Source organism: Mycobacterium sp. NGS11 (genome assembly GCF_059813315.1).
In genome coordinates this window covers 138,347-163,463 of record NZ_JCALEJ010000011.1, presented here as the reverse complement: position 1 = coordinate 163,463, position 25,117 = coordinate 138,347, and the positions used below count along the sequence as shown (strand labels likewise).

Below are 25,117 nucleotides of genomic sequence, written 5' to 3'. Positions count from 1 at the left end.
ACCGTCTACTGACTCAAACTATTTGGCAGGGTCGCGGCTTGTGGATAAATGCCGCCAAGGCTGGAAGCAGCGGCGATCCGCTACCAGCAGGCCCGTCAGCGCGGAAAGAGCCGGTTCTCAACGAGTTGTGCGCAAACTGACATCGCAGCCGCGCCCGTAGGCGCTGAGCCGACGAACCATCGTTCACGCGCATCTTGATGTGAGGCCCTTCGGCGACAACGTTTCGGTCGCCGCGAACCGGCGCCAGAGGGCTAAGCTGCGGAACGTATCGCCCCCACCCGGCTACGAGGACATATGACCGACCGCATCGAGACTTCCCGCACCATCGCCGCCGCTGCGCCGGCCATCTTCGCCGTGCTGTGTGACCCCCAGGGCCACGTCGCAATCGACTCGTCGGGGATGCTGCAGGCGGCCGACGGTGATCCGGTGCGGGGCGTGGGTGATCAGTTCGTCGTTCACATGGACCGCGAATCTTTGAACGATTTCCCAGAATTGGGCAAATACGACGTCACCGTCGACATCAGGGAGTTCGAGCAGGATCGCCTGATCGCGTGGACGGTTCTGGGCCAGATCAAGCCGCCGCTCGGCCACGTCTACGGCTATGCGCTGGCGCCGTCCGAAGACGGTTCGGCCACCGTGGTCACGTCGTTCTACGACTGGTCGAACATCGACCCGCAGTGGCGGGAAGCCGGAATTTTCCCCATTTTGTCCGAGGGCGCCCTGCGGGCGACTCTGGGAATTCTGGACCGTACGGTGCGCCGCGGTTATCCCGCCGGATAAGTTCAACGCCACCATCCCCACACGCGGTGTCGTTCATTGAGTTTCGGGCGACCGGGTCTATAGGGGATGCGGTTTCACGCCGCATTTGTCCGGGTATAACGACCAGGCCCCTCACGAAAGGACTGGTCATGTTGCACTCGGTGATTTTGGCGAGTTCGGACCCCGTCGCCGCAGGCTTTATCCTGCGCGGCATCAAGGGAATTTTCGTCGCCATCGGCAGCATTATCGCGGCAATAATCTGCGGAGTGATCGCAATGATGAAGGGCCGCAACCCGCTGGGATGGGGAATTCTAGGGCTGTTTTTCTCAATCCTGACATTGATCGTCGTCATCATTATCCCCAGCAAGAAAAGCTGAAAGGCGCTTCCCGGGCGATGACGTAGGCGCGCGCACCGGGCATCGCCGAATTTCGAGCTTGGTCAAACAATGTGGACGCGGGATAATGCCCGCATGCGTTTCATCTGTGTCGCTGCGGCGGCGGCCATGCCCGTCGCCATGCTGATCGGGATCTCGTCAGCTCATGCCGAAACGGGCGTCCCTGGTTACGTTCAATGCCTAGGAGGCGACGCGAAGCCACCGCCGCCGGGGGTGAGCGCGGAAAATTGGTTTCCCAGCCTGCATGTGATCGATACCGACATCGGTTCTGGTGTACCCGCGGACCAGGTGGTTCAGAGATTAGTGACCATGGGAGTCAGCCCGAGCGACGCCGCCACCCGAGTGCGGTGCTACCTGGCCAACCTGCCGCATTAGGGCGACAGGCTAGCGAGCTACGCGCGAAAGCACTTCGGCGACAACCGAGTCCAGCGCGACGGGGACCTGCTCCCCCGTCATCAGATCCTTCACACCGACCGTGCCGGACTCGATGTCGCGGTCGCCGAGGACCAGCGCAAGCCGGGCTCCGGAACGGTCGGCCGCGCGCATCGCACCCTTGAGACCACGGTCGCCGTAGGCCATGTCGACGCGAACACCGCCGGCCCGCAGCTGTGCGGACAGCACCGCCAGCCGCAATTTGGCCTGCTCGCTCAGCGGCACGCCGAACACCTCGCAGCGCGCCGTCTCCCCCACGCTCTTGCCCTCGGCGCGCAGCGCCAGCAGCGTGCGGTCCACGCCGAGCCCAAAACCGATGCCGGACAAGTCTTGTCCGCCGAGCTGGCGCATCAGGCCGTCGTAGCGGCCGCCGCCGCCGATGCCGGACTGCGCGCCCAGGCCGTCGTGCACGAATTCGAACGTGGTCTTGGTGTAGTAATCCAGCCCGCGCACCATGCGGGGGTTCAGCACGTAGGGCACTGCCATCGCATCCAGGTGGGCCAGCACGGTATCGAAGTGCTGCTTGGCCGCATCGGACAGATGATCGAGCAGCACCGGAGCGTCGGCCGTCATCGCACGCACCTCCGGCCGCTTGTCGTCGAGCACCCGCAGCGGATTGATCTGCGCCCGCCGTCGCGTTTCCTCGTCGAGGTCGAGCGCAAAAAGGAAGTCTTGCAACAGTTCCCGGTACTGCGGCCGGCAGCTGTCGTCACCGAGCGAGGTGATCTCCAGGCGAAAGCCGTCGAGCCCGAGCGAGCGAAAGCCGGCGTCGGCGATCGCGATCACCTCGGCGTCCAGCGCGGGGTCGTCGACGCCGATCGCCTCCACGCCGACCTGCTGCAGCTGGCGATAACGGCCGGCCTGCGGACGCTCGTAGCGGAAAAACGGCCCCGCGTAGCAGAGTTTGACCGGCAAGGCGCCGCGATCCAGGCCGTGTTCGATCACCGCGCGCACCACGCCGGCGGTCCCCTCGGGCCGCAGCGTCACCGAGCGATCGCCCCGGTCGGCGAACGTGTACATCTCCTTGGAGACCACGTCGGTGGATTCGCCGACGCCGCGGGCGAACAGGGCGGTGTCTTCGAAGATCGGCAGCTCGATATCGCCGTAGCCGGCCCGGCGGGCGGCCCCGAGCAGGCCGTCGCGCACCGCGACGAACTGTGCCGAGTCCGGCGGGACGTAGTCCGGCACGCCTTTGGGCGCCGAAAAAGCAGAAAATTCCGGCACGGGCTTACAGGCCTTCGAGGAACGGGTTGAGGCGCCGCTCGGCGCCGATGGTGGTGGCATTGCCGTGCCCGGGCAGCACCACGGTCGCGTCGTCGAGGACCAAGAGTTTGTCCACGATCGAGGTCAGCAGGTCGCGGCCGCTGCCACCGAACAGGTCCGTGCGGCCGATGGAGCGTTCGAACAGCGTGTCGCCGGTGAACACCACGTCCGTTCCCTCCTTGCTTGCCGCGAGGACCCGGAACAGCACCGACCCCCGAGTGTGCCCGGGGCTGTGATCGACGTTCACGGTCACGCTGCCCAGGTCCAGCTTGTCGCCGTCGCGGTCCAGCTCGACGACCTGCTTGGGCTCCCGCCAGAATGCGCCCGCGACCATTTGCGCCAGGCGCGGGCCCAAGCCGTAGATCGGGTCCGTGAGCATGAACCTGTCCTCGGGGTGGATGTAGGTCGGGCAGCCGTAGGCGTCGGAGACCTTCTGCGCCGACCACATGTGGTCGATGTGCCCGTGGGTCAGCAGCACCGCAGCCGGCGTCAGCCTGTGCTTGTCCAGGAGGTTTCGCAACGGACCCATCGCCCGCTGCCCCGGATCCACGATGACGGCGTCCGTTCCCGGCCGCTGCGCCAGCACGTAGCAGTTGCACTGCAACAAGCCGGCGGGAAATCCGGTGATCAACACGATGCCCAGTTTCCCACGGCCCCACTTGACACGAGTCGCGGCGCCCACATTAGCCTGAGCTGGCAGCTCACCGGTTCAGCGAGATTCCGACTCACCAGCCATGGAGGCATAGCGGCCGTGCCGACCAACGAACAGCGACGTGCCAGCGCCAAGCGCAAGCTCGAACGGCAGCTGGAGCGGCGCGCGAAGCAGGCCAAGACGCGCCGGATCGTGCTGATCGCGGCCGGCTCGATCGTGGCCGTGGCCGTGGTCGTGGCGGTGGTGATCGCGATCGTCAACACCAAGCACGACCACAAGGGCAACACCGCGGCGTCGACGACCACCAGCAGCAGCTCATCTGTAGAGTCCAGCACTCCCGCCGGACCGCCGCCGTCCGCCGCGCCGCTGCCGCCGTTCAAGCCCTCGGCCGACGTGGGCGCCAACTGTCAGTACCCGGCCTCGCCGGAGCCGGCGGCCAAGCAGGTCAAGCCGCCGCGAACCGGCAAGGTGCCCACCGACCCCGCCCAGGTGAGCGCCAGCATGGTGACCAACCAGGGTCACATCGGCCTGATGCTGGCGAACAACGAATCACCTTGCACCGTCAATAGTTTCGCAAGTCTCGCCAGCCAAAAATACTTCGACAACACCAAGTGCCACCGGCTGACCACCTCGCCGAGCCTGGGTGTCTTGCAGTGCGGCGACCCGAAGGGCGACGGTACCGGCGGGCCCGGCTACCAATTCGCCAACGAGTACCCGACCGATCAGTATCCGCCGAACGACCCCAAAGCGCAGGAGCCAGTGCTCTATCCGCGCGGCACCCTGGCCATGGCCAATGCCGGCCCCGGCACCAACGGCAGCCAATTCTTCATGGTGTACAAGGACTCCCAGCTGCCGCCGCAATACACCGTGTTCGGCACCATCCAGCCCGACGGACTGGCCACCCTGGACAAGATCGCCAAGGCCGGCGTCGCAGGTGGCGGTGAGGACGGGGCGCCCGCCACCGAGGTCACCATCACCTCGGTCCTGCTCGACTGAATCCACAGCGGCGCAACGCAGACCGGGATTCGCGAGAATCACGCGACGGCCGCGACCGACGGCTTATTGTCGTTGCGTGGCGGGAGAGTCATTCGGGCAATATCAATTGCTCGAAGTCTTGGGGCGCGGTGGCATGGGACAGGTCTACCGCGCTTTTGACGCCACCACCGATCGGGTCGTCGCGCTGAAGGTCCTGCCCGCAAACCTGGCCGAGGACCACGAGTTTCAGCAGCGGTTCCGGCGCGAGGCACGCATTGCCGCCAGGCTGAACGACCCGCACGTGGTGCCCATCCACAGTTACGGCGAAATCGACGGCCGGCTCTACGTCGACATGCGGCTGATCGAGGGCCGCGATCTGGTCGACTACATCACCGAGAACGGCGGCCGGCTGAACCCCGAGCGCGCGGTCGCGGTGGTCGAACAGGTTGCCGCGGCGCTGGATAGCGCGCACGCGGCGGGATTGATCCACCGCGACATCAAGCCGAAGAACATCTTGGTCACCATTGCACGGGATTTCGTCTACCTGATCGACTTCGGCATCGCCCGCAGCACCGCCGACACGGCCCTGACGCAAACCGGACACACGATGGGGACCGTCGCGTACATGGCACCCGAACGTTTCAGGGGCACAACGGATCACCGCGCCGATATCTACTCGCTGGCCTGCGTCCTGCAGGAATGCCTGACCGGCAAGCGCCCCTTCCCGGGTGAGAGCCTCGAAGAACAGCTCAACGCGCACTTGACCATTGCGCCGCCCCGACCGTCGGCCAGCGTTCCCGGGCTGCCTCCGGGGCTGGACGCGGTGGTCGCGCGCGGCATGGCCAAGGACCTCGAACACCGCTACCAGTCGGCGATGGAGCTCGTCGAGGCCGCCCGCGCCGCGTTGGGCAGTCCTGCAGCCGGGCCTTTCGGGTCCGCGTCGTCGACGCCGCCACCGCCCGGTTCGTCGCCACCGGGGCCCGCGCCTCGCCCGCCGGACAGCAAACCCGATGCGCGGTTACGGCACGGCCGCCCAACGCATTCGCGGCGTTTGCTGGTCGGCATCGTCGGCGCATCGGCGCTGGCGCTGACCGCGGTGGCGGCGTTGGTCATCGCGCTGGTGAGCCAGAGCCACGGTTCCGCCGACAGCGCGGGCGCCAATCAGACCCCGGCCGGGGTTCCCGGCCGGACCGCATCCGGCCCCGGCACGACCAACCCGGCGGCGGTGCCGCCGCTGCCCGCGTTCGCGCCGCCGCCCGATCTGGGCGCCAACTGCCAATATCGATCGGTGCCGGACCCGGTCACCCGGCCGGTGAACCCGCCGCCGCCGGGCCGGGTGTCCACCACTCCCCCGCAGATCGGCGCCGTCATCTCCACCAACGTCGGAGACATCGCCATCCGGTTGGCGAATTCGGAGTCCCCGTGCGCGGTGTTGCTTCGTCAGCCTGGTCAAGCAGCAGTTCTTCGACGGCACCCAATGCGCCCGATTGATCAGCTCCCAAGACGGCGGATCACTGTTGTGCGGCGGCCCCGAGGTGGACGGATCCGGTGGCCCCGGTTACGAATTCGCCGACGAGTACCCCACCGACCAATACAAGTCCGACGACCCCGCGTTGCGCGCGACGGTGGTATACCCGCGCGGCACCATCGTCATGGCCACCGAGGGACCCAACACCAACGGCAGCCAATTCGCATTGATCTTCAAGGATTCCGAGATGGAACCGCAGAGCACCGTGCTCGGGACCATCGACCGGGCCGGCCTCGAGACCCTGGACAAGATCGCGCGGGCCGGCATCGCCGGCAATCGTCAGAGCGGTGCGCCCACCAACCCGGTGAAGATCACCTCGGTGCGACTGAGTTAGGGCCGGACTCGGATCACGCCGCGGAGGTCACGCGGTAGACGTCGTAGACGCCTTCGACGTTGCGCACGACGTTGAGCAGGTGGCCCAGATGCTTGGGGTCACCCATCTCAAAGGTGAAGCGGCTGATCGCAACCCGGTCACCGGAGGTGGTGACCGACGCGGACAGGATGTTGACCTTCTCGTCGGCCAGCACGCGGGTGACGTCCGAGAGCAGCCGGTGCCGGTCGAGCGCCTCGACCTGGATGGCCACCAGAAACACCGACGACGGCGACGGCGCCCAATGCACCTCGATGATGCGCTCGGCCTGCTGCTGCAGCGAGGCCGCATTGGTGCAGTCGGTGCGGTGCACGCTCACTCCGCCGCCGCGGGTGACGAATCCCATGATCTGGTCGCCGGGGACCGGGGTGCAGCATTTCGCCAGCTTGGTAAGCACGCCGGGGGCGCCGGGAACCGAGACGCCGACGTCGTCGCTGCTGCGCGGTCGGCGCAACATCGTTGTCGGCGTGGACCGTTCGGCGAGGTCTTCCTCGGCCTGGTCGATGCCGCCGAGTTCGGCCAGCAGCCGCTGCACGACGTGCCGGGCCGACACGTGGCCCTCACCGATCGCGGTGTAGAGCGCGGAGACGTCGGTGTAGTGCAGCTCGCGGGCCACCGCCGCAAGCGTTTCGCCATTGACCAAGCGCTGCAACGGAAGTCCACCGCGACGCACCTCGCGGGCCATGGCGTCCTTGCCGGATTCGAGCGCCTCCTCGCGACGCTCCTTGGCGAACCACTGGCGGATCTTGGCCTTGGCGCGCGGCGAGACCACGAATTGCTGCCAGTCTCGCGACGGCCCGGCGTTGGCCGCTTTGGAGGTGAAAACCTCGACGACTTCCCCGTTTTCCAGCTTGCGCTCCAGCGCGACCAGCCGCCCGTTGACCCGTGCGCCGATGCAGCGGTGGCCGACCTCGGTGTGCACCGCGTAGGCGAAGTCCACCGGCGTGGAACCGTTGGGCAGGGTGATCACATCACCCTTTGGGGTGAACACGAAGATCTCCTGCACCGCAAGGTCATAGCGCAGGGACTCGAGGAACTCGCCCGGGTCCGCGGCCTCACGCTGCCAGTCGAGCAGCTGGCGCATCCAGGCCATGTCGTCGATCTCGGCCGCGGCGTGCGGATGCGGAACGCCGTTGCGCCCCTTGGCTTCCTTGTAGCGCCAGTGCGCTGCGATGCCGTATTCGGCGGTGCGGTGCATGTCGCGGGTGCGGATCTGCACCTCCAGCGGCTTGCCTTCCGGGCCCACGACGGTGGTGTGCAGCGACTGGTACACGCCGTAGCGCGGCTGGGCGATGTAATCCTTGAACCGCCCCGCCATCGGCTGCCACAGCGAATGCACTACGCCGACAGCGGCATAGCAGTCCCGGATCTCGTCGCACAGGATGCGGATGCCGACCAGGTCGTGGATGTCGTCGAAGTCGCGGCCCTTGACGATCATCTTCTGGTAGATCGACCAATAGTGCTTGGGCCGGCCCTCCACCGTCGCCTTGATCTTCGACGCGCCAAGGGTATTCACGATCTCCGCGCGGACCTTGGCCAGGTAGGTGTCCCGCGACGGCGCGCGTCCAGCGACCAGCCGGACGATCTCCTCGTACTTCTTGGGATGCAGGATCGCGAACGACAGGTCTTCCAACTCCCATTTGACGCTGGCCATGCCCAGCCGATGAGCAAGGGGCGCAATGACTTCCAGCGTCTCGCGGGCCTTGCGCGCCTGCTTCTCCGGCGGCAGGAACCGCATGGTACGCATGTTGTGCAGCCGGTCGGCGACCTTGATCACCAGCACGCGCGGATCGCGCGCCATAGCGGTGATCATCTTGCGGATGGTCTCGCCCTCAGCGGCGCTGCCCAGCACCACCCGGTCGAGTTTGGTGACGCCATCGACCAGATGGCCCACCTCTTCGCCGAATTCCTCGCTCAAGGCGTCCAGGGTGTACCCGGTGTCCTCGACGGTGTCGTGCAACAGCGCGGCCACCAAAGTGGTGGTGTCCATGCCCAATTCGGCCAGGATGGTCGCCACGGCCAGCGGGTGCGTGATGTAGGGGTCGCCGGAATGGCGCAACTGGCTGGCGTGCCGCTGGTCGGCGACCTCGAAGGCGCGCTGCAGCAGCGACACGTTCGCCTTCGGGTAGATCTCCCGGTGCACGGCCACCAGCGGTTCCAGCACCGGGTTGAGCGTGCTGCGCTGGGCGGTCATCCGGCGCGCCAGCCTGGCCCGGACCCGCCGCGACGCGCTGCTGGACGTTTTCAGGGATTCGGCCGGCGGCTCCGGAATCTCCATCGGCTGGGTGATGGCCGGCGACTCCGGGGCGTTGGTGGGCACGTCAAGCGCTTGCGCCGCGCTGTTTTCCTCCGCCACGTTGGTTACCTCCGAAATCGAGGATATCTCCAATGCAAAAGCGCTACTCGCAAGTCAGGCTGTGCACCGCCAACGGCGCGACCGCTTCCCGGCCGCCCAGCGCGCCGAGTTCGAACACCACCGCGGCCGCCGTCACATTCGCGCCGGCGCGCTCGAGCAGCCTGGCCGCCGCGGCCAGGGTCCCGCCGCTGGCCAGCACGTCATCGATGATCGCGATGTTGCGTCCGCGCAGGTCCAGGCCGTCCGCGGGGATTTCCAGCGTCGCGCTGCCATATTCCAGGTCGTAGCGCTCGGCGCGGACGGGCGGGGGCAATTTCCCGGCCTTGCGAATGGCCAGCACGCCGGTCTGCAACCGCTCGGCGACGGCCGCGGCCAGCAGGAAACCCCGGGCCTCGATGCCGGCCACCAGATCCGCGCCGGACGCGATCTCGGCCAACGCGCCGGTGATCGCCGTCATCGCCGTCGCGTCCGCGAACACCGGGGTGAGGTCCTTGAACTGGACCCCCGGCTTGGGAAAGTCGGCCACCTTGCGCGTCAGCGACGCGATCAGCTCGACCACCGGCGCGGGGCCGCTCATCGGGGCCTCACTGGATGAGGGCCCATCGGTCCATGTTCCAGCCCGCGCCCCACCGCGTCGGGTTCTTGCTCACCGCGTACATCTTCTTGGAGCTCAGCAACGTGCGCTGCTGCCGGTACAGCGGCAGGGTGGGCATGTCGCCCCACAGTACCGGGGCGGTTTCGGTCAGCAGCCGGGCTCGTTCGGCGGCGTCGGCCGAAACGGCCAGCGCGCCGATCGCGTTGTCGACCTGGGGATTCGAGTACCCGGACAGGTTGTTGCCGTTGCCCGTGTGCAGGGCGTAGGCGTCGAGCGCCGACGACCCCGACGACCCGCTGCCGGTGGCCCCACCGGTGCTGGCCAGCAACGCGTCGATCTTGCCGTCCCGCAGCGCCTGTGGACCCGGGCCGTCCAGAATGACGGCGGAGACGGTGATGCCGGCCGCGCCGCACGCCTTGGCGATGACGCCGACGTTGACCGCCAGCCGCGCGTTGGGTCCCTGGTATCCGATCCGGACCGTCAGCGGCGCACCGCCCAGCGCCTTGCGCGCGCCGGCCGGATCGGACTTGCTGAACGGGCCGGCCTCGGCAGCCCCGTCGCCGGCCGACACCGCATCATCGGTGGCCGGGTCCAGGCGCGAGTTGGCGATCGGTGTCCCCGCGTCTTTGGCCAGCGAATCGCGCGGCGTGCACAGCGCGACCGCGCGGCGGGCATTGGGCGCCGCCAGCGGCCCCCGCGGGGCGAAGATCAGCTGCTCGATGCCGTTCGACGGCCCGTCGGAGCGCTCGTAGTTGTCCGGCGTGGTCAGCGCCCCCGAGGAGCCCGAGGCGACGTCGACCACGTCGACGCTGCGGTTGTTGACCCGGTCCTGAATGTCGGGTCCCTGCGACCACACGGTCACCCGCTTGGTGATGGCCTTGGGCCCCCACCACCGGTCGTTGGCGACGAGCACCACCGCGCCGCGGTCCAGGACGGATTCGATCTTGTACGGACCCGACGACGGGAAGCGCTTGAGGTCGACCCCGGGCTTGAGGTCCCAGATGGTGTTCCACAACTTGGCGATCTGGGCCACCAGGGGGCCGTTGTTGCTGAGCAGGGCCGCGGTGACGTCGACGTTGAGCTGGTCGGCGATGACGTGCGACGGCATCAGCGAGGTCGCGGTGAACAGCTGGTTGTAGTCGACGACGCCACGGTCCGGGATGAAGGACACCCGCGCCTTCTTCTGCCCCGGCATGCATTCGACGTTGGCGATGTCCAGGTACCCGGCCTGGCTGGCGGCGTGGAAGTCGGGGAACCTGCCGGACTGAGCCGCCCAGGCGAGCACGATGTCGTCGCAGGTCACCGGCTTGCCGTCGGAGTAGACGGCGTTGTCGGCGATCTGGTAGTCGAGCACCAGCGGCGTGCCGCCGACCACCGACACGGTGCCGAAGTCGCGGTCGGCGACGATCTGCCCGTCGGGGCCGTGATAGCTGAAGCCGGTGAGCGTGCGGGCGAACGCCTGCGCTCCGGCCGACGCGGCGCCGGCGACGGTGTTCGTGTTGTAGGTGGACAGCGGGCCGTCGACCACATAGTCGACCTGGGACGCGGCGCTACCCGCGCAGCCGGTCAGCGTGAAGCCCGCCGCCAGCACCAGCGCCAATCCGGCGGCGATCCACCCGGCTACCCCGCGGCGGCCGACGAACCCGCCACGATCGGCCCCAGTCCCGTGGTACCTGGTGGCCATAGGCCTACCGCCGGCCGACGTTCCGCTTGCCGGTGGGACGCCGCGTCCCGGTCGGCCGCACCGGGCGGGCGCCCGGCGCCGGCTTGCTGGGTGCGGGCTTGGGCGGCTCGGCCGCGGCCGCCGTTCCTTCCGCTTCGTCGGCGGTTTCGGTGTCGCCGCCGTCGGTGTCGGCCGTCGCGCCCGAGCCGGGGCCGCGGCGCCGCATCACGCGTCGGGTGTGGGTGCGCACCAGCTCGGTGCGCTCGCGCAGGGTGACCAGCAGCGGCGTGGCGAAGAAGATCGACGAGTAGGTGCCGACCAGGATGCCGACCAGCTGCACCAGCGCCAGGTCCTTCAGGGTGCCGACGCCCAGCAGCCACACCGCCACGACCATCAGCGCCAGCACCGGCAGCACGCTGATCAGGCTGGTGTTGATGGAGCGCATGAACGTCTGGTTGATCGCCAGGTTGGCCTGCTCGGCGAACGTGCGCCGGGTGGTGTGCTGGAAGCCGTGGGTGTTCTCCTCGACCTTGTCGAACACGATGACGGTGTCGTACAGGGAGAAACCCAGAATCGTCAGCAGGCCGATGACGGTGGCCGGCGTGACCTCGAAACCGACCAGCGAGTACACCCCGGCGGTGACGCTCAGGTCGAAGACCATGGTGGTCAGCGCGGAGACGGCCATGTAGCGCTCGTAGCGGACCATGATGTAGACGCCGACCAGCACCAGGAAGACGGCGAGCGCGATCAGCGCCTTATCGGTGATCTGGTCACCCCAGGTCTCGGAGACCGCGGCGTCGCTGATGGCCTGCTTGCTGGGCTTGCCGTCGGCGCCTTTGGGGTGAAAGGCGTCGAACAGGGCGTTGCGCAGCTTGGTCGTCTGGTCGTTGGTCAGCGTTTCCGAACGGATCTGCACGGTCGCGCCCGCGCCGTTGCCGACGACGACCACCGACTCCGGATCGTTGCCGATGGCCTTGTGGAACACCTCGGAGACCTGCGAGGTCTGCACAGTGCCCGCGGCCCCGGCGGCGGGCATCGACACCGTCGTGCCGCCGTTGAAGTCGATGCCGAAGGTGAAGCCCCGCAACAGGATGCTCAGGACGGCGACGGCGACGATGGCACCGCTGATGCCGAACCACAACCTGCGCCGCCCGACCACCTCGAACGCGCCGGTGCCGGTGTAGAGCCGCGACAGGAAGCCGTGATGCGGCACGCCCGCGGCGCTGCTGCCGGTCAACTCGGTCGCGCCCTCGGAGGCTTCGGTGATCTCGGTAGCGTCTTTGGAGGCTTTGGAGGAAGTCATGCGCTATCCCCGTCCCGTCTTCACCTGCGCCGAAGCCCGCCGTTCGCGGGCGACCCGCTGAACGGCGCCCAGGCCGTTGTAGGCCGGCTTTGCCAGCGTCGGGGACTTGGACGCCAGGTACACCAGCGGCCAGGTCACCAGGAACACCACCACGATGTCGAGGACCGTGGTGAGGCCCAACGTGAAGGCGAATCCCCGCACCTGGCCGATGGCCAGGGCGTAGAGCACCGCGGCGGCCAGGAAGGTGACGGCGTTACCCGACACGATCGTCTTGCGGGCACGCACCCAGCCTCGTGGCACCGCCGATCGGAACGAACGGCCCTCGCGGATCTCGTCTTTGATGCGCTCGAAGAAGACGACGAACGAGTCGGCGGTGGTGCCGATACCGATGATCAGACCCGCGATGCCCGCCAGATCCAGGGTGTAGTTGATCTGCCGGCCCAGGATCACCAGGATCGCGAAAATCATTGCCCCGGAAGCGGCTAGCGACAGCGCGGTGAGCAATCCCAGCACCCGGTAGTAGAGCAGCGAATACAGCAACACCAGGATCAAGCCGATGGTGCCGGCGACGAGCCCCGCTCGCAGCGAGGTCAATCCCAGTGTCGCCGAGACGGTTTGGGCCTCCGAAGCCTCGAAGGACAGCGGCAGCGAGCCGTATTTGAGGACGTTGGCCAGCTGCTTGGCCGTCGCGGCGGTGAACGGCGGATCGCCACCGCTGATCTGAGTCCGGCCGCCGGGAATGGCTTCCTGGATCATGGGCGCGCTGACCACCTGCGAGTCCAGGGTGAACGCGGTCTGGGTGCCGATATGCGCGGCGGTGAAGTCGGCCCAGGTGTTGGCCGCGGCCGACTTGAACTGGAGGTCGACGACGTAGCCGATCCCGCGCTGGTTCTGGCTGGAGGTGGCGTCCTGAATCTGATCACCGCTGATGATCGACGGGCCCAGCAGGTAGGCGACTTTGTGGTCGGTCGAGCAGGTGACCAGCGGCTGGGCCGGATCGTCGTTGCCGGCCAGGATGTCGTCTTTGTCGCAGCGGGTGGCCTGGAACTGCAGGGCGAGGAACTGAATGCCCTGGCGTGCGCTCTGGCGCCACTTCTTCTCGTCGGCGATCCGGTCGGCGAGTTCCTTGCGCGGATCGGGCGGCGCGGGCGCTTCGCCGGGCGGCGCCTCCGCCGCGGGCCCTCCCGGAGCGGGAGCCGGGGACGCCGGAGGCGCTGGGCTGGGCGGCGGCGGGTCTTGGGGATACGGCCGGGGCTGGGCACCCGGGTGAGCGGGCGCCGGCTGCCCCGGAGCCGGCTGGACGGGAGCGGGCTGGCCCGGAGCGGGCTGGGCGGGCGCGGGCTGGCCCGGAGCGGGCTGACCAGGCGCCGGCTGACCGCCCGCTGGCTGGCGCGCCGGCGGCTTGGGCTCGGCGCTCTGGGCCGGCATCGAGTTGAGCACGGGCCGGATGTAGAGGCGGGCGGTCTGACCCAGGTTGCGGGCTTCGTTGCCGTCGTTCCCGGGAACCGTGATGATCAGGTTGTCGCCGTCGACGACGACCTCTGAGCCGGAGACGCCGAGCCCGTTGACCCGGGCGCCGATGATCTGCTGGGCCTGCGCCAGCGCCTCACGGCTGGGCTTAGAGCCGTCCGGGGTGCGCGCGGTCAATGTGACGCGGGTGCCGCCCTGGAGGTCGATGCCGAGCTTGGGAGCGGCCCGCTTGTCCCCGGTGAGAAACACCAGCAGGTAGACGCCGACGAGCAATAACAAGAAGACCGACAGGTAGCGGGCAGGGTGCACCGGCGCCGAAGACGATGCCACGTTCCTTCTATCTCCTTGAAAATCGGTTACTTACCCCGGACAGAGCCTACGTGGCCCCCACTTGCCCGTCGTGCAAGCGGTCCGCCGGTGGGCGGCGATCGGGTGGCGAATCCCCGTCAGGAATCCTTGGTGATCGAGCCCTCGTCGGCGGAGCCCTCGCCGTCGGCCAGGTCTTCGTCGTCGTCGGGCAGGATCCGGTCGCGGATCGCCAGCTTCATCCAAGTGGTCACCACGCCGGGTGCGATCTCGAGGTCGACGGTGTCATCGGTGATCTCGACGACGGTGGCCTGAAGGCCCGACGTGGTGTGCACCCGGTCGCCCGGACGCAACGACTCGTGCAGGTCGATGGTGGCCTGCATCGCACGCTTCTGGCGGCGCGATGCCAAGTACATGAACCCGCCCATGATGAGCAGGAACGGCAGGAACAGGATCAAGCTCTGCATGGACGCGCCTGTCTTTCGTCGTGAATATCGGGACCGACGGTGCCGCGAGCATCGCGCACCTCGAAGGGTCCAGTGTGCCCGTTCAGTCTGGCAGGCCACCTGCGGCGACCGTCCGCCACGGTGCACCGAGTGCCCGCCGGCGTCAAGCTCGATAGGCTTTTGATGCGACGTGACGCGCGCGCCGCGGAGGGGAGTTATGTGGTGGCCAGCCTCGAGCAGACTCGCCAGCTGGTCACCGAGATCCCCGGTCCGGCATCGCTGGAACTGACCAAGCGCCGTGCGGAGGCGGTGTCGCACGCGGTCAACGTGTCGGTGCCGGTATTCGTGGCACGCGCGGGCGGCGGCATCATCGAGGACGTCGACGGCAATCGGCTGATCGACCTGGGATCCGGCATCGCGGTGACCACGATCGGCAACTCGTCGCCCCGCGTCGTCGAAGCGGTCCGCGCGCAGGTGGCCGAGTTCACCCACACCTGCTTCATGGTGACGCCGTACGAGTCCTACATCGCGGTCGCGGAGACGCTGAACCGCATCACCCCGGGCTCCGGTGAGAAGCGCTCGGTGCTGTTCAACTCCGGCGCGGAGGCGGTCGAGAACGCCGTCAAGGTCGCACGCGCCTACACCCGCAAGCCCGCCGTCGTGGCGTTCAACCACGCCTACCACGGCCGCACCAACCTGACCATGGCGCTGACCGCGAAGTCGATGCCCTACAAGGGCGGCTTCGGCCCGTTCGCGCCCGAGGTATACCGCGCGCCGCTGTCCTACCCCTACCGCGACGGCCTGGTCGACAAGGAACTGGCCACCGACGGGGAGAAGGCCGCCGCGCGCGCCATCAAGGTCATCGACGGCCAGATCGGCGCCGACAACCTGGCCGCCCTCATCATCGAGCCCATCCAGGGCGAGGGCGGGTTCATCGTTCCGGCCGAGGGCTTTCTGCCCGCCCTGCTGGACTGGTGCCGCGACAACGACGTGGTGTTCATCGCCGACGAGGTGCAGACGGGTTTCGCGCGCTCCGGCGCGATGTTCGCGTGCGAGCACGAGGGCATCGAGCCCGACTTGATCTGCACCGCGAAGGCGATCGCCGACGGTCTGCCGCTGTCGGCGGTCACCGGCCGGGCACAGATCATGGACGCGCCGCATGTCGGCGGTCTGGGCGGCACGTTCGGCGGAAACCCGCTGGCCTGCGCGGCCGCGTTGGCCACCATCGAGACAATCGAGAACGACGGATTGATCGATCGGGCCCGGCAATTGGAACGGCTGATCACCGAGCCACTGCTGCGCCTGCAGGCCGGCGACGACCGCATCGGCGACGTGCGTGGCCGGGGCGCCATGATCGCCATCGAGCTGGTGAAGTCGGGAACCGCCGAGCCCGAGAAGGAACTGGCCCAGAAGCTGTCCGTCGCGGCGGCCGCCGCCGGGGTGGTCGTCCTGACCTGCGGCATGTACGGCAACATCATCCGGCTGCTGCCCCCACTGGCCATCAGCGACGAGCTGCTGGCCGAGGGCATCGACATCCTCGGCGAACTGCTCGGCGACCTGTAACACCTGGGAGGCCCCGCGTGGGCAATCTCACAAACACCACGAACGTCGGATCATGGTGGAATACCTTTACTTTAGCTAACGTTCTATACGTCAGCGCGGACAGCGCATATTGACTCGCTAACTTTCATTTGCAAGGGATCTGTTTATGTCGACTGCAATTCATGACGAACAACTCGACCGTCGCGTCGAAGAACTCATTGCCAACGACCCGCAGTTCGCTGCCGCCCGACCGGATCCGGCGATCACCGCCGCCCTCGAAAAGCCCGGGCTGCGGCTGCCCCAGATCATTCGGACCGTGCTGGACGGCTACGCCGACCGGCCGGCGCTGGCGCAGCGTGCCGTCGAGTTCGTCAAGGACGCCACGACCGGACGCACGTCGGCCGAGCTGCTCCCCCGCTTCGAGACCGTCACGTATGGCGAACTCGGCCAACGGGTTTCGGCCCTCGGCCGCGCCTGGCTCAGTGACTCGGTCAACCCCGGTGACCGCGTCTGCGTGCTGGGCTTCAACAGCGTTGACTACGCCACCATCGACATCGCGCTGGGCACCATCGGCGCCGTGTCGGTGCCGCTGCAGACCAGCGCGGCGATCACGTCGCTGCAGCCGATCGTGACCGAGACCGAGCCCAGCCTGATCGCGTCGAGCGTCAACCAGCTGACCGACGCCGTGGAGCTGATCCTGTCCGGCGACCACATGCCCGGCAAGCTCGTCGTGTTCGACTACCAGCCCGAGGTCGACGACCAGCGCGAGGCCGTGGAAAACGCCGTGGCGCGGCTGGCCGGCGCCGGCGTCGCCGTCGAGCAGCTCGCCGACGCGTTGCGGCGCGGCGAGGACCTTCCGGCTGTTGCCGAGCCGGAGACCGCCGAGGACTCGCTGGCCCTGCTGATCTACACCTCCGGAAGCACCGGCGCCCCCAAGGGCGCGATGTACCCGCAGAGCAACGTCGGCAAGATGTGGCGGCGCGGCAGCAAGAACTGGTTCGGCGAAAGCGCCGCGTCGATCACCCTCAACTTCATGCCGATGAGTCACGTCATGGGACGCGGAATCCTCTACGGCACCCTGGGCAATGGCGGCACCGCCTACTTCGCGGCCCGCAGCGACCTGTCCACCCTGCTCGAGGACCTCGAGTTGGCGCGCCCCACCGAGCTGAACTTCGTTCCGCGCATCTGGGAGACGCTGTTCGGCGAATTCCAGCGCCAGGTCGAGCGTCGCCTGGCCGACGGCGGGGAGCGCGAGGCGGTCGAGGCCGCGGTCCTGGACGAACAGCGCCAGTACCTGCTGGGCGGGCGGTTCATCTTCGCGATGACGGGCTCCGCACCCATCTCACCGGAACTGAAGAAGTGGGCCGAGTCGCTGCTGCAGATGCACCTGATGGACGGCTACGGCTCGACCGAGGCCGGAATGGTGTTGTTCGACGGGGAGATTCAGCGTCCGCCGGTGATCGACTACAAGCTGGTCGACGTTCCGGATCTCGGTTACTTCAGCACCGACCGGCCGCATCCGCGCGGTGAGCTGTTGCTGAGCACCGAGAACATGTTCCCCGGCTACTACAAGCGGGCCGAGACCACCGCCAACGTGTTCAGCGAGGACGGCTACTACCGGACCGGTGACGTGTTCGCCGAGGTCGCCCCGGACCGGCTGGTGTACGTCGACCGCCGCAACAACGTGCTGAAGCTCGCGCAGGGCGAGTTCGTGACGCTGGCCAAACTGGAGGCGGTGTTCGGCAACAGCCCGCTGATCCGTCAGATCTACGTCTACGGCAACAGCTCTCAGCCCTACCTGCTGGCCGTCGTGGTGCCGACCGAAGAGGCGTTGGCGTCGGGCGACATCGAGTCGCTCAAGCCGAAGATCGCGGACTCGCTGCAGAAGGTCGCCAAAGAGGCCGACCTGCAGTCCTACGAGGTGCCGCGCGACTTCATCGTCGAGACCACCCCGTTCACACTGGAAAACGGTCTGCTGACCGGGATCCGGAAGCTGGCGTGGCCGAAGCTGAAGCAGCACTACGGCGAACGGCTCGAGCAGATCTACGCCGACCTGGCCGCGGGACAGGCCAACGAGTTGGCCGAACTGCGCCGCAGCGGCGCCGACGCGCCCGTGCTGCAGACGGTGAGCCGGGCCGCGGCCGCCATGCTGGGTGCCGCGGCCGGCGACATCGCCCCCGACGCGCACTTCACCGATCTGGGTGGAGACTCGTTGTCCGCGTTGACATTCGGCAACCTGTTGCGCGAGATCTTCGACGTCGACGTGCCGGTGGGTGTCATCGTCAGCCCGGCCAACGACCTGGCAGCCGTGGCCGCCTACATCGAGGCCGAGCGGCAGGGTTCCAAGCGGCCGACGTTCGCCGCCGTGCACGGGCGTGGCGCCACCACGGTGCACGCCAGCGACCTCACGCTGGACAAGTTCATCGACGAGGCGACCCTGGCCGGTGCGCCGAGCCTGCCGAAGCCGGCGACCGAGGTGCGCACCGTGCTGCTGACCGGTGCGACCGGATTCCTGGGCCGCTACCTGGCACTGGACTGGCTCGAGCGGATGGACATGGTCGACGGCAAGGTGATCGCCTTGGTGCGGGCCAAGTCTGACGAGGAGGCGCGGGCCCGGCTGGACAAGACCTTCGACAGCGGCGACCCGAAACTGTTGGCGCACTACCAGCAGTTGGCCGCCGACCACCTCGAGGTGATCGCGGGAGACAAGGGCGAGGCCAACCTCGGCCTGGACCAGCAGACCTGGCAGCGCCTGGCCGAGGAGGTCGACGTGATCGTCGACCCGGCGGCACTGGTCAACCACGTGTTGCCGTACAGCGAGCTGTTCGGGCCCAACGCCTTGGGTACCGCGGAGCTGATCCGGATTGCGTTGACGTCCAAGCAAAAGCCGTACACGTACGTGTCGACGATCGGCGTCGGCGACCAGATCCGGCCCGGCACGTTCGTCGAGAACGCCGATATCCGGCAGATCAGCGCCACCCGCGAGATCAACGACAACTACGCCAACGGCTACGGCAACAGCAAGTGGGCGGGCGAGGTGCTACTGCGTGAGGCACACGACCTGTGCGGCCTGCCGGTCGCGGTGTTCCGCTGCGACATGATCCTGGCCGACACCACCTATGCCGGACAGCTCAACCTGCCGGACATGTTCACCCGGCTGATGCTGAGCCTGGTCGCCACGGGTATCGCGCCCGGTTCGTTCTACGAGCTCGACGCCGAGGGCAACCGGCAGCGGGCACACTACGACGGTCTGCCGGTCGAGTTCATCGCCGCGGCGATCTCGACGCTGGGAACGCAGATCACCGAGAGCGACACCGGCTTCCAGACGTACCACGTGATGAACCCGTACGACGACGGCATCGGGCTCGACGAGTACATCGACTGGCTGGTCGAGGCCGGCTATTCGATCGAGCGCATCGCCGATTACTCCGAATGGCTGCGGCGGTTCGAGACCTCGCTGCGGGCCCTGCCGGATCGGCAGCGCCAGTACTCGCTGCTGCCGCTGTTGCACAACTACCAGGAGCCGGATAAGCCGATCAACGGCTCGATGGCACCCACCGATGTGTTCCGTGCGGCCGTGCAGGAAGCGAAAATCGGTCCCGACAAAGACATTCCGCACGTGTCGGCGCCGGTGATCGTCAAGTACATCACCAACCTGCAGTTGCTCGGACTGCTCTGAGGTAGGCCAAACAGTAAGCCGCCCAGCCTTTTCGGGGCTGGGCGGCTTACTTGTTGTGCAAGGCTACTGCTGCGGGTGCGGCCAGCGCAGGTAGGCGGCGTTGGTACCGGACCCTGTACCGGAGCGGTTACGGCGCCATCCCCGCTTGGGTTCGGCGTCGGCCGCGGACCGGGGCTTGGTCAGCGCTCCCGAGGAGACCTCGGCGGGCTCGTCGTAAGTCGAATCCCGGTAGGGCTCGACGGCCGGCGTCGCGGCGCGTTCGGCGGCCACCGGATGGACGTCGCGCGCCAGGCGCGCGGCGGTGCGGGCGAGCGCGACCCCGCCCAGGAACACGATCAGCACGCCCAGGCCCGAGAAGTACGTGACCTCGAGCACCGCGCGCTTGCGATCGGTCGCGGCAATCGGGTCACCGGCGGAGCCGATTCCCAACAGAGGGGCGACCTGGCCGCCCACGACAAACCAGGCGCCGGCCAGCACGGCCAGCCAACCGCCCAGCATGGCGGCGACACGGTTCCCGGCGACGATCAGCAGCAGGCCGCCCAGTACGGCCGCCGCGCCTGGGGCGACCTCGAGCCAGCCCCGGGCCGTGCTCCATGCCCAGTCCCGGTCCGGTGTGTAGGCGAAGTTGAAGTGCGGACCAACAAACGGTATTAACGCCCCCCACGCTCCCAAGATGACCAGGAGCAATCCGCTGACCGCGCCGCGCGAGCGCGGGATACCCAGCCCGCGGGTGTGGCCGTCTTCTGCGTATTTCATGACATCCCCTCGTTGAATACCGGGTCGTTTTCCGGCCTGGGGTGGTTACCCAGCGCCTTCCACTACTAACCCATGGGGCGGCCGAAAGCGACCGCTCGCCGTGACCATTGAGGCTGATGAGACTGGTGTTACTACTGCAGGCCGAGCAGCAGGAGCACGATTGCGATCGCCGGGAGCGTGCCCTGCGTCGCGGCGGCGCGCGCCTTGTCGCGGTCGGACGCGATCAGAACCAGCGCGGCGGCGGCCATCGATCCGACCCCGGCGAAGACGAGCGACGCTCCAATACCTGTGTGGCCCAGGGCAACTGCGATGATGCCCACACCGGTGACGACGGCCAGGAAAAGGTTGTAGAACCCTTGGTTGAAGGCGAGCAGCTTGGTGGTTTCGGCTTCGGCTTCGGTGGTTCCGAAGGTCGCGCGGGTGCGCGGCGAGGTCCAGGTCAACGATTCCATTACAAAGATGTAGACGTGCAGCAACGCCGCCAGTGCGGCGAACACCAGGGCGGTGGCGATCATCGCTCCTCCTCGCCGATTCGGGCCCGCTACGCGGTCCGGTTCCGCACGGCGGGGCGCCGGTGAACTTTACCGACCGGCGCTCACCGGGACCAGGCTGACGCGCGAACAGGCACCGGTAGCCGGCGCTACCGGTGCCTTCCGCCCTACCTCCGACTAGGCGCCCGCGTGGTGGTGCCGGTGGAATAAGCCGCCACCTTCGGTGCGCCGGCGGAACAGGCCGCCCTCGCCGGACCGCCGACGTAACAGGCCACCACCGGTGCGCCCGCGGGGCGCCGGCTCACCGGCCATGGCGTCCGAAGGTGCTCCCGCCGGGACGCGACCCTCGTCGTACATCGCCGGTTCAGCGGCCGGCACGGTTTGGCCTGCCACCGGCGCCGGCTCTGCAACGACGACGTCTCGGGCGTGGCGAACGGCCAGCCGCGCAACCGCGGCCCCGCCCAGGAACACGATCAGGGCGCCCAGGCCGGAGAAGTAGGTGACCTCGAGCAGGGCCCGCTTGAGGTCCGTCGAGGCCATCGGTTGACCGAGGTCACCGATTCCGAGCGTCGACGCGAACGCCCGGCCGACGACGAACCAGGCGCCGCCCGCGACCGCGAGCCAGCCGCCGAACACGGCGCTGGCGCGGTTCCCGGACATGAGCACCAGCAAACCGCCGAGCGCGGCCGCTGCCCCGGGGAGCACCTCCAGCCAGCCTTTGGCCGTGGTCCACGTCCATGCCGGATCCGCCATGTACGCCCAGTCGATGTTGGGCCCGAAGAAGGGCACCAATGCGCCCCACGCACCCAGAAGAATGAGAAGTAACCCGGTTAGCGCGCCGCGGGTCCGTGGCATGTACAACGCGCGAGGGCGATCGTAGTCGTGGCTTCTGGTCCTCATCGGAACCTCCTTCAGACAGGTATGACTGCTGTGAGGCTGGTTACCCGAGGGTCCTGGGGTGTAACCGCTCCCGCGGTGCCCATGTGTTTGCTGAGGCCGCTGGGGCGAGGCTCGCCCGGCGTGGCCGAGGCCGCGCGATCGACGATGCGGGCGGGTCTGAGCAGGCCGGAGGCACCATCGGACGGTCACCCGGGACAGGCTGGGCGCAAAGGTCACGATTTGGCCGCGATTGGGCGGCCCGCTAATCGAACAGACCGGCCTGTCCGAAGCCGGTGACGCCGGCCGGAGGGGTCATGCCGAGGTGCGTCCAGGCCTGGGCGGTCGCCACCCGGCCTCGCGGCGTCCGCGCGACCATGCCGGCACGCACCAGGAACGGCTCGCACACCTCCTCCACGGTGGCGGCCTCCTCTCCCACCGCCACCGCCAGCGTCGACACCCCGACCGGTCCGCCGCCGAAGCTGCGGGTCAGCGCCGAAAGCACGGCCCGGTCCAGCCGGTCCAGGCCCAGCTCGTCGACGTCGTAGACCGCCAGCGCGGCCTTGGCGACGTCGCGGGTGATCACGCCGTCGGCGCGCACCTCGGCGAAGTCGCGGACCCGGCGCAACAACCGGTTGGCGATCCGCGGTGTCCCCCGCGAGCGCCGGGCGATCTCCTCGGCCGCGTCGCCGCCGAGTTCGATGCCCAGGATCCCGGCGGAGCGGGCCAGCACCCGCTCCAGCTCGGAGGGCTCGTAGAAGTCCATATGCGCGGTGAAACCGAACCGATCCCGCAGCGGACCGGTCAGCGCGCCCGACCGGGTGGTCGCGCCGACCAGGGTGAACGGCGCCAGCTCCAGCGGAATCGACGTCGCCCCAGGACCCTTGCCGACCACCACATCGACCCGGAAGTCCTCCATGGCCAGGTAGAGCATCTCCTCGGCGGGCCGGGCGATGCGGTGGATCTCGTCGATGAACAGCACGTCGTGCTCGACCAGGTTGGACAGCATCGCCGCCAGGTCACCGGCGCGTTCCAGCGCGGGGCCCGACGTCATCCGCAGCGAGGACCCGAGCTCGGCCGCGATGATCATCGCCAGTGACGTCTTGCCCAGCCCCGGCGGACCGGACAACAGGATGTGGTCGGGCGTGCCGCCGCGGTTTTTGGCGCCCTCAAGGACGAGCTGCAGCTGCTCGCGCACCCGCGGCTGGCCGATGAACTCGCGCAGCGAGCGCGGACGCAGGCTGACGTCGATGTCGCCCTCGCCCACGGTCAGCGCCGGGGAGACCTCTCGTTCCTCGTAGTCGTCGGTCATCGGGACTTGCCCAGCATCGACAGGGCGGCGCGCAGCGCGGCCGTCGTGGTGGCGCCGTGGTCGGCGGCCAGCACCTTGTCGGTGGCTTCCTCGGCCTGCTTGACGGCGAAACCGAGCCCGACCAGGGCCTCCACCACCGGCCCGCGGATCGCGTGGCCGTTGAGGCCCGCCGCCGGGGACGCCCCGCCGGCCGCGAAGCCGGCGCCGACCTTGTCGCGCAATTCCAGGACCATCCGTTCGGCGCTGCGCTTGCCTATCCCGGGCACCCGGGTCAGCGCGGTGACGTCGCCGTCGTGCAGCGCCTGTCGCAGCGCCCCGGCGTCGTGTACGGCCAGGGTCGCCATCGCCAGCCGCGGCCCCACCCCCGACACCGACAGCAGCGTCAGGAACAGGTCGCGGGCGTCGGCGTCGGCGAAACCGTAGAGCGTCATCGAGTCCTCGCGGACGATCATCGCGGTGATCAGCCGTGCCTCGGTCCCGGCCCGCAGCGTGGACAACGTCGACGGCGTCGCGTTCACCCGATAGCCGACGCCGGCGGCCTCGATCACCACGTGATCGAGCGCCACCTCGAGAACCTCGCCGCGCACCGAGGCGATCATCGCGCCGCCTTCAGCTTGGCGTCCAGCGTGGCCTTGTATTTTCGCCGCTGCTCGGCGGCCATCGCCTCCGCCGCGGCCATCCGGGCGATCATCGGCGCCCGCCAGCAATGGCAAATCGCCAGCGCCAGCGCGTCCGCGGCGTCCGCCGGTGTCGGTTTGGCTTGCAGCGCAAGGATTCTGGTGACCATCGCGGTGACTTGGGCCTTATCGGCGGCGCCGTTTCCGGTGACCGCGGCCTTGACCTCGCTGGGGGTGTGGAAGTGCACGTCGACGCCGCGTTTGGCCGCGGCCAGCGCGACGACGCCGCCGGCCTGGGCGGTCCCCATCACGGTCGACACGTTGAGTTGGGAGAACACCCGCTCGATCGCCACGACGTCCGGCTGGTGGGTCGCCAGCCAATGCTCGACGGCATCGCTGATCGTCAGGAGCCGCTCGGCGAGCGGCGCGTCCGAGGGCGTGCGCACCACGTCGACATCGAGCGCGACCACCGCGCGCCCCCGCCCGGTTTCGACGACCGACAGACCGCATCGGGTCAGGCCGGGATCGACGCCCATCACCCGCATTCCCGCTCCCATCTAGTAGAACAGCTGTTCGATACCTTACGGCCACCGGCGACAGGTCTGGGTAGGACACGCGGCGCTTCCCGGGGCAACGTTGGGACGCCGACGCATGAAAAAGCTGTTAGCTTTAGCCCACGTTCGCTCGAGCAATGCGGCAACGGAGGGATTGGCGTGGGATCTCTGCTGGTCATGATCGCCGTGGCGCTCTTCATCGCGTCCATCGTGGTGCTGGTGGTGGCTTTGCGACGGCCCAAGCAGCCGGCCCAGCGGGGCGGGCGCCAGGACCCGCTCTCCGCCGACGCAATGCCGCAGTTCGGGCCGCGCCAACTCGGGCCCGGCGCCATCGTGAGCTACGGCGGCATCGACTACATCGTGCGCGGATCGGTCACCTACCGCGAAGGGCCCTTCGTGTGGTGGGAGCACCTGCTGGAGGGCGGCGATCAACCACTCTGGTTCAGCGTCGAGGAGGACGAGGGACGCCTGGAACTGGCGATGTGGGTCAAACGCAAGGATGTGTCCCTGCGGCCCGGCGACCAATACGTCGTCGACGGCGTCACGTTCCATGAGTCCGAACGCGGCCGCGCCTCCTACACGACCGAAGGCGCCACCGGCCTGCCGGCCGGCGGAGACATGGAGTTCGTCGACTGCGCCAACGCCGACGAGTCGGCGCTGCTCTCGTTCGAGCGCTGGGCCCCGGACATGCCCTGGGAGGTTTCGACGGGCAAGTCCGTCTCGCCCGGCGAAATCACCGTGTATTCGGCACCCCCACCCAGCTCGGCGTAGGGCTAG

At 68.2% G+C, this 25,117-nt stretch carries 24 protein-coding genes and 1 pseudogene; 9 read left to right on the top strand and 16 right to left on the bottom strand.

What is annotated here, in order from left to right; genetic code table 11:
- Positions 1-294 precede the first annotated feature (294 nt).
- The 3 genes from AC5Y4T_RS15360 (at position 295) to AC5Y4T_RS15350 (ending at position 1,529) form a co-directional block, all read left to right on the top strand.
- Entirely contained in the window at positions 295-780 is a 486-nt protein-coding gene (locus tag AC5Y4T_RS15360; protein ID WP_499919599.1) for an SRPBCC family protein, read from the top strand.
- Between the two features lie 128 nt (positions 781-908).
- A complete protein-coding gene (locus AC5Y4T_RS15355) occupies positions 909-1,136 on the top strand; it encodes a deoxyribodipyrimidine photolyase (protein WP_499919598.1) in 228 nt (75 codons plus the stop codon).
- Positions 1,137-1,229: 93 nt separating this feature from the next.
- Positions 1,230-1,529 (top strand): hypothetical protein, encoded by a 300-nt coding sequence (locus AC5Y4T_RS15350; RefSeq protein ID WP_499919597.1) that lies wholly within the window; start codon positions 1,230-1,232, stop codon positions 1,527-1,529.
- Positions 1,530-1,538: 9 nt separating this feature from the next.
- Here the strand turns inward: AC5Y4T_RS15350 and hisS are convergent, their stop codons facing one another.
- Both hisS and AC5Y4T_RS15340 read right to left on the bottom strand, forming a co-directional pair.
- Positions 1,539-2,810, bottom strand: coding sequence for a histidine--tRNA ligase (hisS, locus tag AC5Y4T_RS15345; RefSeq protein WP_499919596.1), 1,272 nt, complete (start codon positions 2,808-2,810; stop codon positions 1,539-1,541).
- A gap of 4 nt (positions 2,811-2,814) precedes the next feature.
- The gene (locus tag AC5Y4T_RS15340) at positions 2,815-3,483 is read right to left on the bottom strand and encodes an MBL fold metallo-hydrolase (protein ID WP_499919595.1); all 669 of its coding nucleotides are present in this window, start codon (positions 3,481-3,483) and stop codon (positions 2,815-2,817) included.
- Between the two features lie 117 nt (positions 3,484-3,600).
- Between AC5Y4T_RS15340 and AC5Y4T_RS15335 the strand changes: the two genes are divergently transcribed.
- The gene (locus AC5Y4T_RS15335; protein WP_499919594.1) at positions 3,601-4,497 is read left to right on the top strand and encodes a peptidylprolyl isomerase; all 897 of its coding nucleotides are present in this window, start codon (positions 3,601-3,603) and stop codon (positions 4,495-4,497) included.
- A gap of 133 nt (positions 4,498-4,630) precedes the next feature.
- A pseudogene (locus AC5Y4T_RS15330) lies at positions 4,631-5,278 on the top strand (serine/threonine-protein kinase); the annotation flags it as partial.
- 59 nt (positions 5,279-5,337) lie between these two features.
- On the opposite strand, the gene AC5Y4T_RS15325 reads toward AC5Y4T_RS15330, so the two are convergent.
- Entirely contained in the window at positions 5,338-5,589 is a 252-nt protein-coding gene (locus tag AC5Y4T_RS15325) for a hypothetical protein (protein WP_499954137.1), read from the bottom strand.
- A gap of 48 nt (positions 5,590-5,637) precedes the next feature.
- Positions 5,638-5,868 carry a hypothetical protein gene (locus AC5Y4T_RS15320; protein ID WP_499919853.1) on the bottom strand — a complete coding sequence of 77 codons (231 nt, stop codon included), beginning with the start codon at positions 5,866-5,868 and terminating at the stop codon, positions 5,638-5,640.
- A 17-nt stretch (positions 5,869-5,885) separates the two neighbouring features.
- Between AC5Y4T_RS15320 and AC5Y4T_RS15315 the strand changes: the two genes are divergently transcribed.
- The gene (locus tag AC5Y4T_RS15315) at positions 5,886-6,338 is read left to right on the top strand and encodes a peptidylprolyl isomerase (RefSeq protein WP_499919835.1); all 453 of its coding nucleotides are present in this window, start codon (positions 5,886-5,888) and stop codon (positions 6,336-6,338) included.
- 13 nt (positions 6,339-6,351) lie between these two features.
- Here the strand turns inward: AC5Y4T_RS15315 and AC5Y4T_RS15310 are convergent, their stop codons facing one another.
- From AC5Y4T_RS15310 to yajC, 6 genes are all read right to left on the bottom strand, one after another.
- The gene (locus AC5Y4T_RS15310; RefSeq protein ID WP_499919592.1) at positions 6,352-8,730 is read right to left on the bottom strand and encodes a RelA/SpoT family protein; all 2,379 of its coding nucleotides are present in this window, start codon (positions 8,728-8,730) and stop codon (positions 6,352-6,354) included.
- Between the two features lie 43 nt (positions 8,731-8,773).
- A complete protein-coding gene (locus AC5Y4T_RS15305; RefSeq protein WP_499919591.1) occupies positions 8,774-9,307 on the bottom strand; it encodes an adenine phosphoribosyltransferase in 534 nt (177 codons plus the stop codon).
- 7 nt (positions 9,308-9,314) lie between these two features.
- Positions 9,315-11,009 (bottom strand): ABC transporter substrate-binding protein, encoded by a 1,695-nt coding sequence (locus AC5Y4T_RS15300; protein ID WP_499919590.1) that lies wholly within the window; start codon positions 11,007-11,009, stop codon positions 9,315-9,317.
- Between the two features lie 4 nt (positions 11,010-11,013).
- Positions 11,014-12,291, bottom strand: coding sequence for a protein translocase subunit SecF (gene secF / locus AC5Y4T_RS15295; protein ID WP_499919589.1), 1,278 nt, complete (start codon positions 12,289-12,291; stop codon positions 11,014-11,016).
- Positions 12,292-12,294: 3 nt separating this feature from the next.
- Positions 12,295-14,091 (bottom strand): protein translocase subunit SecD, encoded by a 1,797-nt coding sequence (gene secD, locus AC5Y4T_RS15290; protein WP_499954115.1) that lies wholly within the window; start codon positions 14,089-14,091, stop codon positions 12,295-12,297.
- Between the two features lie 116 nt (positions 14,092-14,207).
- Positions 14,208-14,534 (bottom strand): preprotein translocase subunit YajC, encoded by a 327-nt coding sequence (yajC, locus tag AC5Y4T_RS15285; RefSeq protein WP_499919585.1) that lies wholly within the window; start codon positions 14,532-14,534, stop codon positions 14,208-14,210.
- Positions 14,535-14,735: 201 nt separating this feature from the next.
- On the opposite strand from yajC, the gene gabT reads away from it, so the two are divergent.
- Both gabT and car read left to right on the top strand, forming a co-directional pair.
- Positions 14,736-16,076, top strand: coding sequence for a 4-aminobutyrate--2-oxoglutarate transaminase (gene gabT, locus AC5Y4T_RS15280; RefSeq protein ID WP_499954133.1), 1,341 nt, complete (start codon positions 14,736-14,738; stop codon positions 16,074-16,076).
- Positions 16,077-16,221: 145 nt separating this feature from the next.
- Positions 16,222-19,734: a carboxylic acid reductase gene (gene car / locus AC5Y4T_RS15275; protein ID WP_499954113.1), complete on the top strand. Its 3,513-nt coding sequence runs from the start codon at positions 16,222-16,224 to the stop codon at positions 19,732-19,734.
- A 63-nt stretch (positions 19,735-19,797) separates the two neighbouring features.
- Here car and AC5Y4T_RS15270 read toward each other — a convergent pair whose 3' ends face one another.
- From AC5Y4T_RS15270 to ruvC, 6 genes are all read right to left on the bottom strand, one after another.
- Positions 19,798-20,490, bottom strand: coding sequence for a hypothetical protein (locus AC5Y4T_RS15270; protein WP_499919582.1), 693 nt, complete (start codon positions 20,488-20,490; stop codon positions 19,798-19,800).
- A 131-nt stretch (positions 20,491-20,621) separates the two neighbouring features.
- The gene (locus tag AC5Y4T_RS15265) at positions 20,622-21,005 is read right to left on the bottom strand and encodes a DUF1304 domain-containing protein (protein WP_499919580.1); all 384 of its coding nucleotides are present in this window, start codon (positions 21,003-21,005) and stop codon (positions 20,622-20,624) included.
- A 153-nt stretch (positions 21,006-21,158) separates the two neighbouring features.
- A complete protein-coding gene (locus AC5Y4T_RS15260; protein WP_499919579.1) occupies positions 21,159-21,881 on the bottom strand; it encodes a hypothetical protein in 723 nt (240 codons plus the stop codon).
- A gap of 241 nt (positions 21,882-22,122) precedes the next feature.
- Positions 22,123-23,169: a Holliday junction branch migration DNA helicase RuvB gene (ruvB, locus tag AC5Y4T_RS15255; protein ID WP_499919578.1), complete on the bottom strand. Its 1,047-nt coding sequence runs from the start codon at positions 23,167-23,169 to the stop codon at positions 22,123-22,125.
- On the bottom strand, positions 23,166-23,768 hold the full coding sequence (ruvA, locus tag AC5Y4T_RS15250) for a Holliday junction branch migration protein RuvA (RefSeq protein WP_499954111.1): 603 nt from the start codon (positions 23,766-23,768) through the stop codon (positions 23,166-23,168). The genes ruvB and ruvA overlap by 4 nt, the downstream gene beginning before the upstream one ends.
- Positions 23,765-24,331, bottom strand: coding sequence for a crossover junction endodeoxyribonuclease RuvC (ruvC, locus tag AC5Y4T_RS15245; protein ID WP_499954109.1), 567 nt, complete (start codon positions 24,329-24,331; stop codon positions 23,765-23,767). Before ruvC ends, ruvA begins: the two co-directional genes overlap by 4 nt.
- Before the next feature lie 168 nt (positions 24,332-24,499).
- On the opposite strand from ruvC, the gene AC5Y4T_RS15240 reads away from it, so the two are divergent.
- Positions 24,500-25,111: a DUF4178 domain-containing protein gene (locus tag AC5Y4T_RS15240; RefSeq protein ID WP_499919575.1), complete on the top strand. Its 612-nt coding sequence runs from the start codon at positions 24,500-24,502 to the stop codon at positions 25,109-25,111.
- Positions 25,112-25,117: the final 6 nt, after the last annotated feature.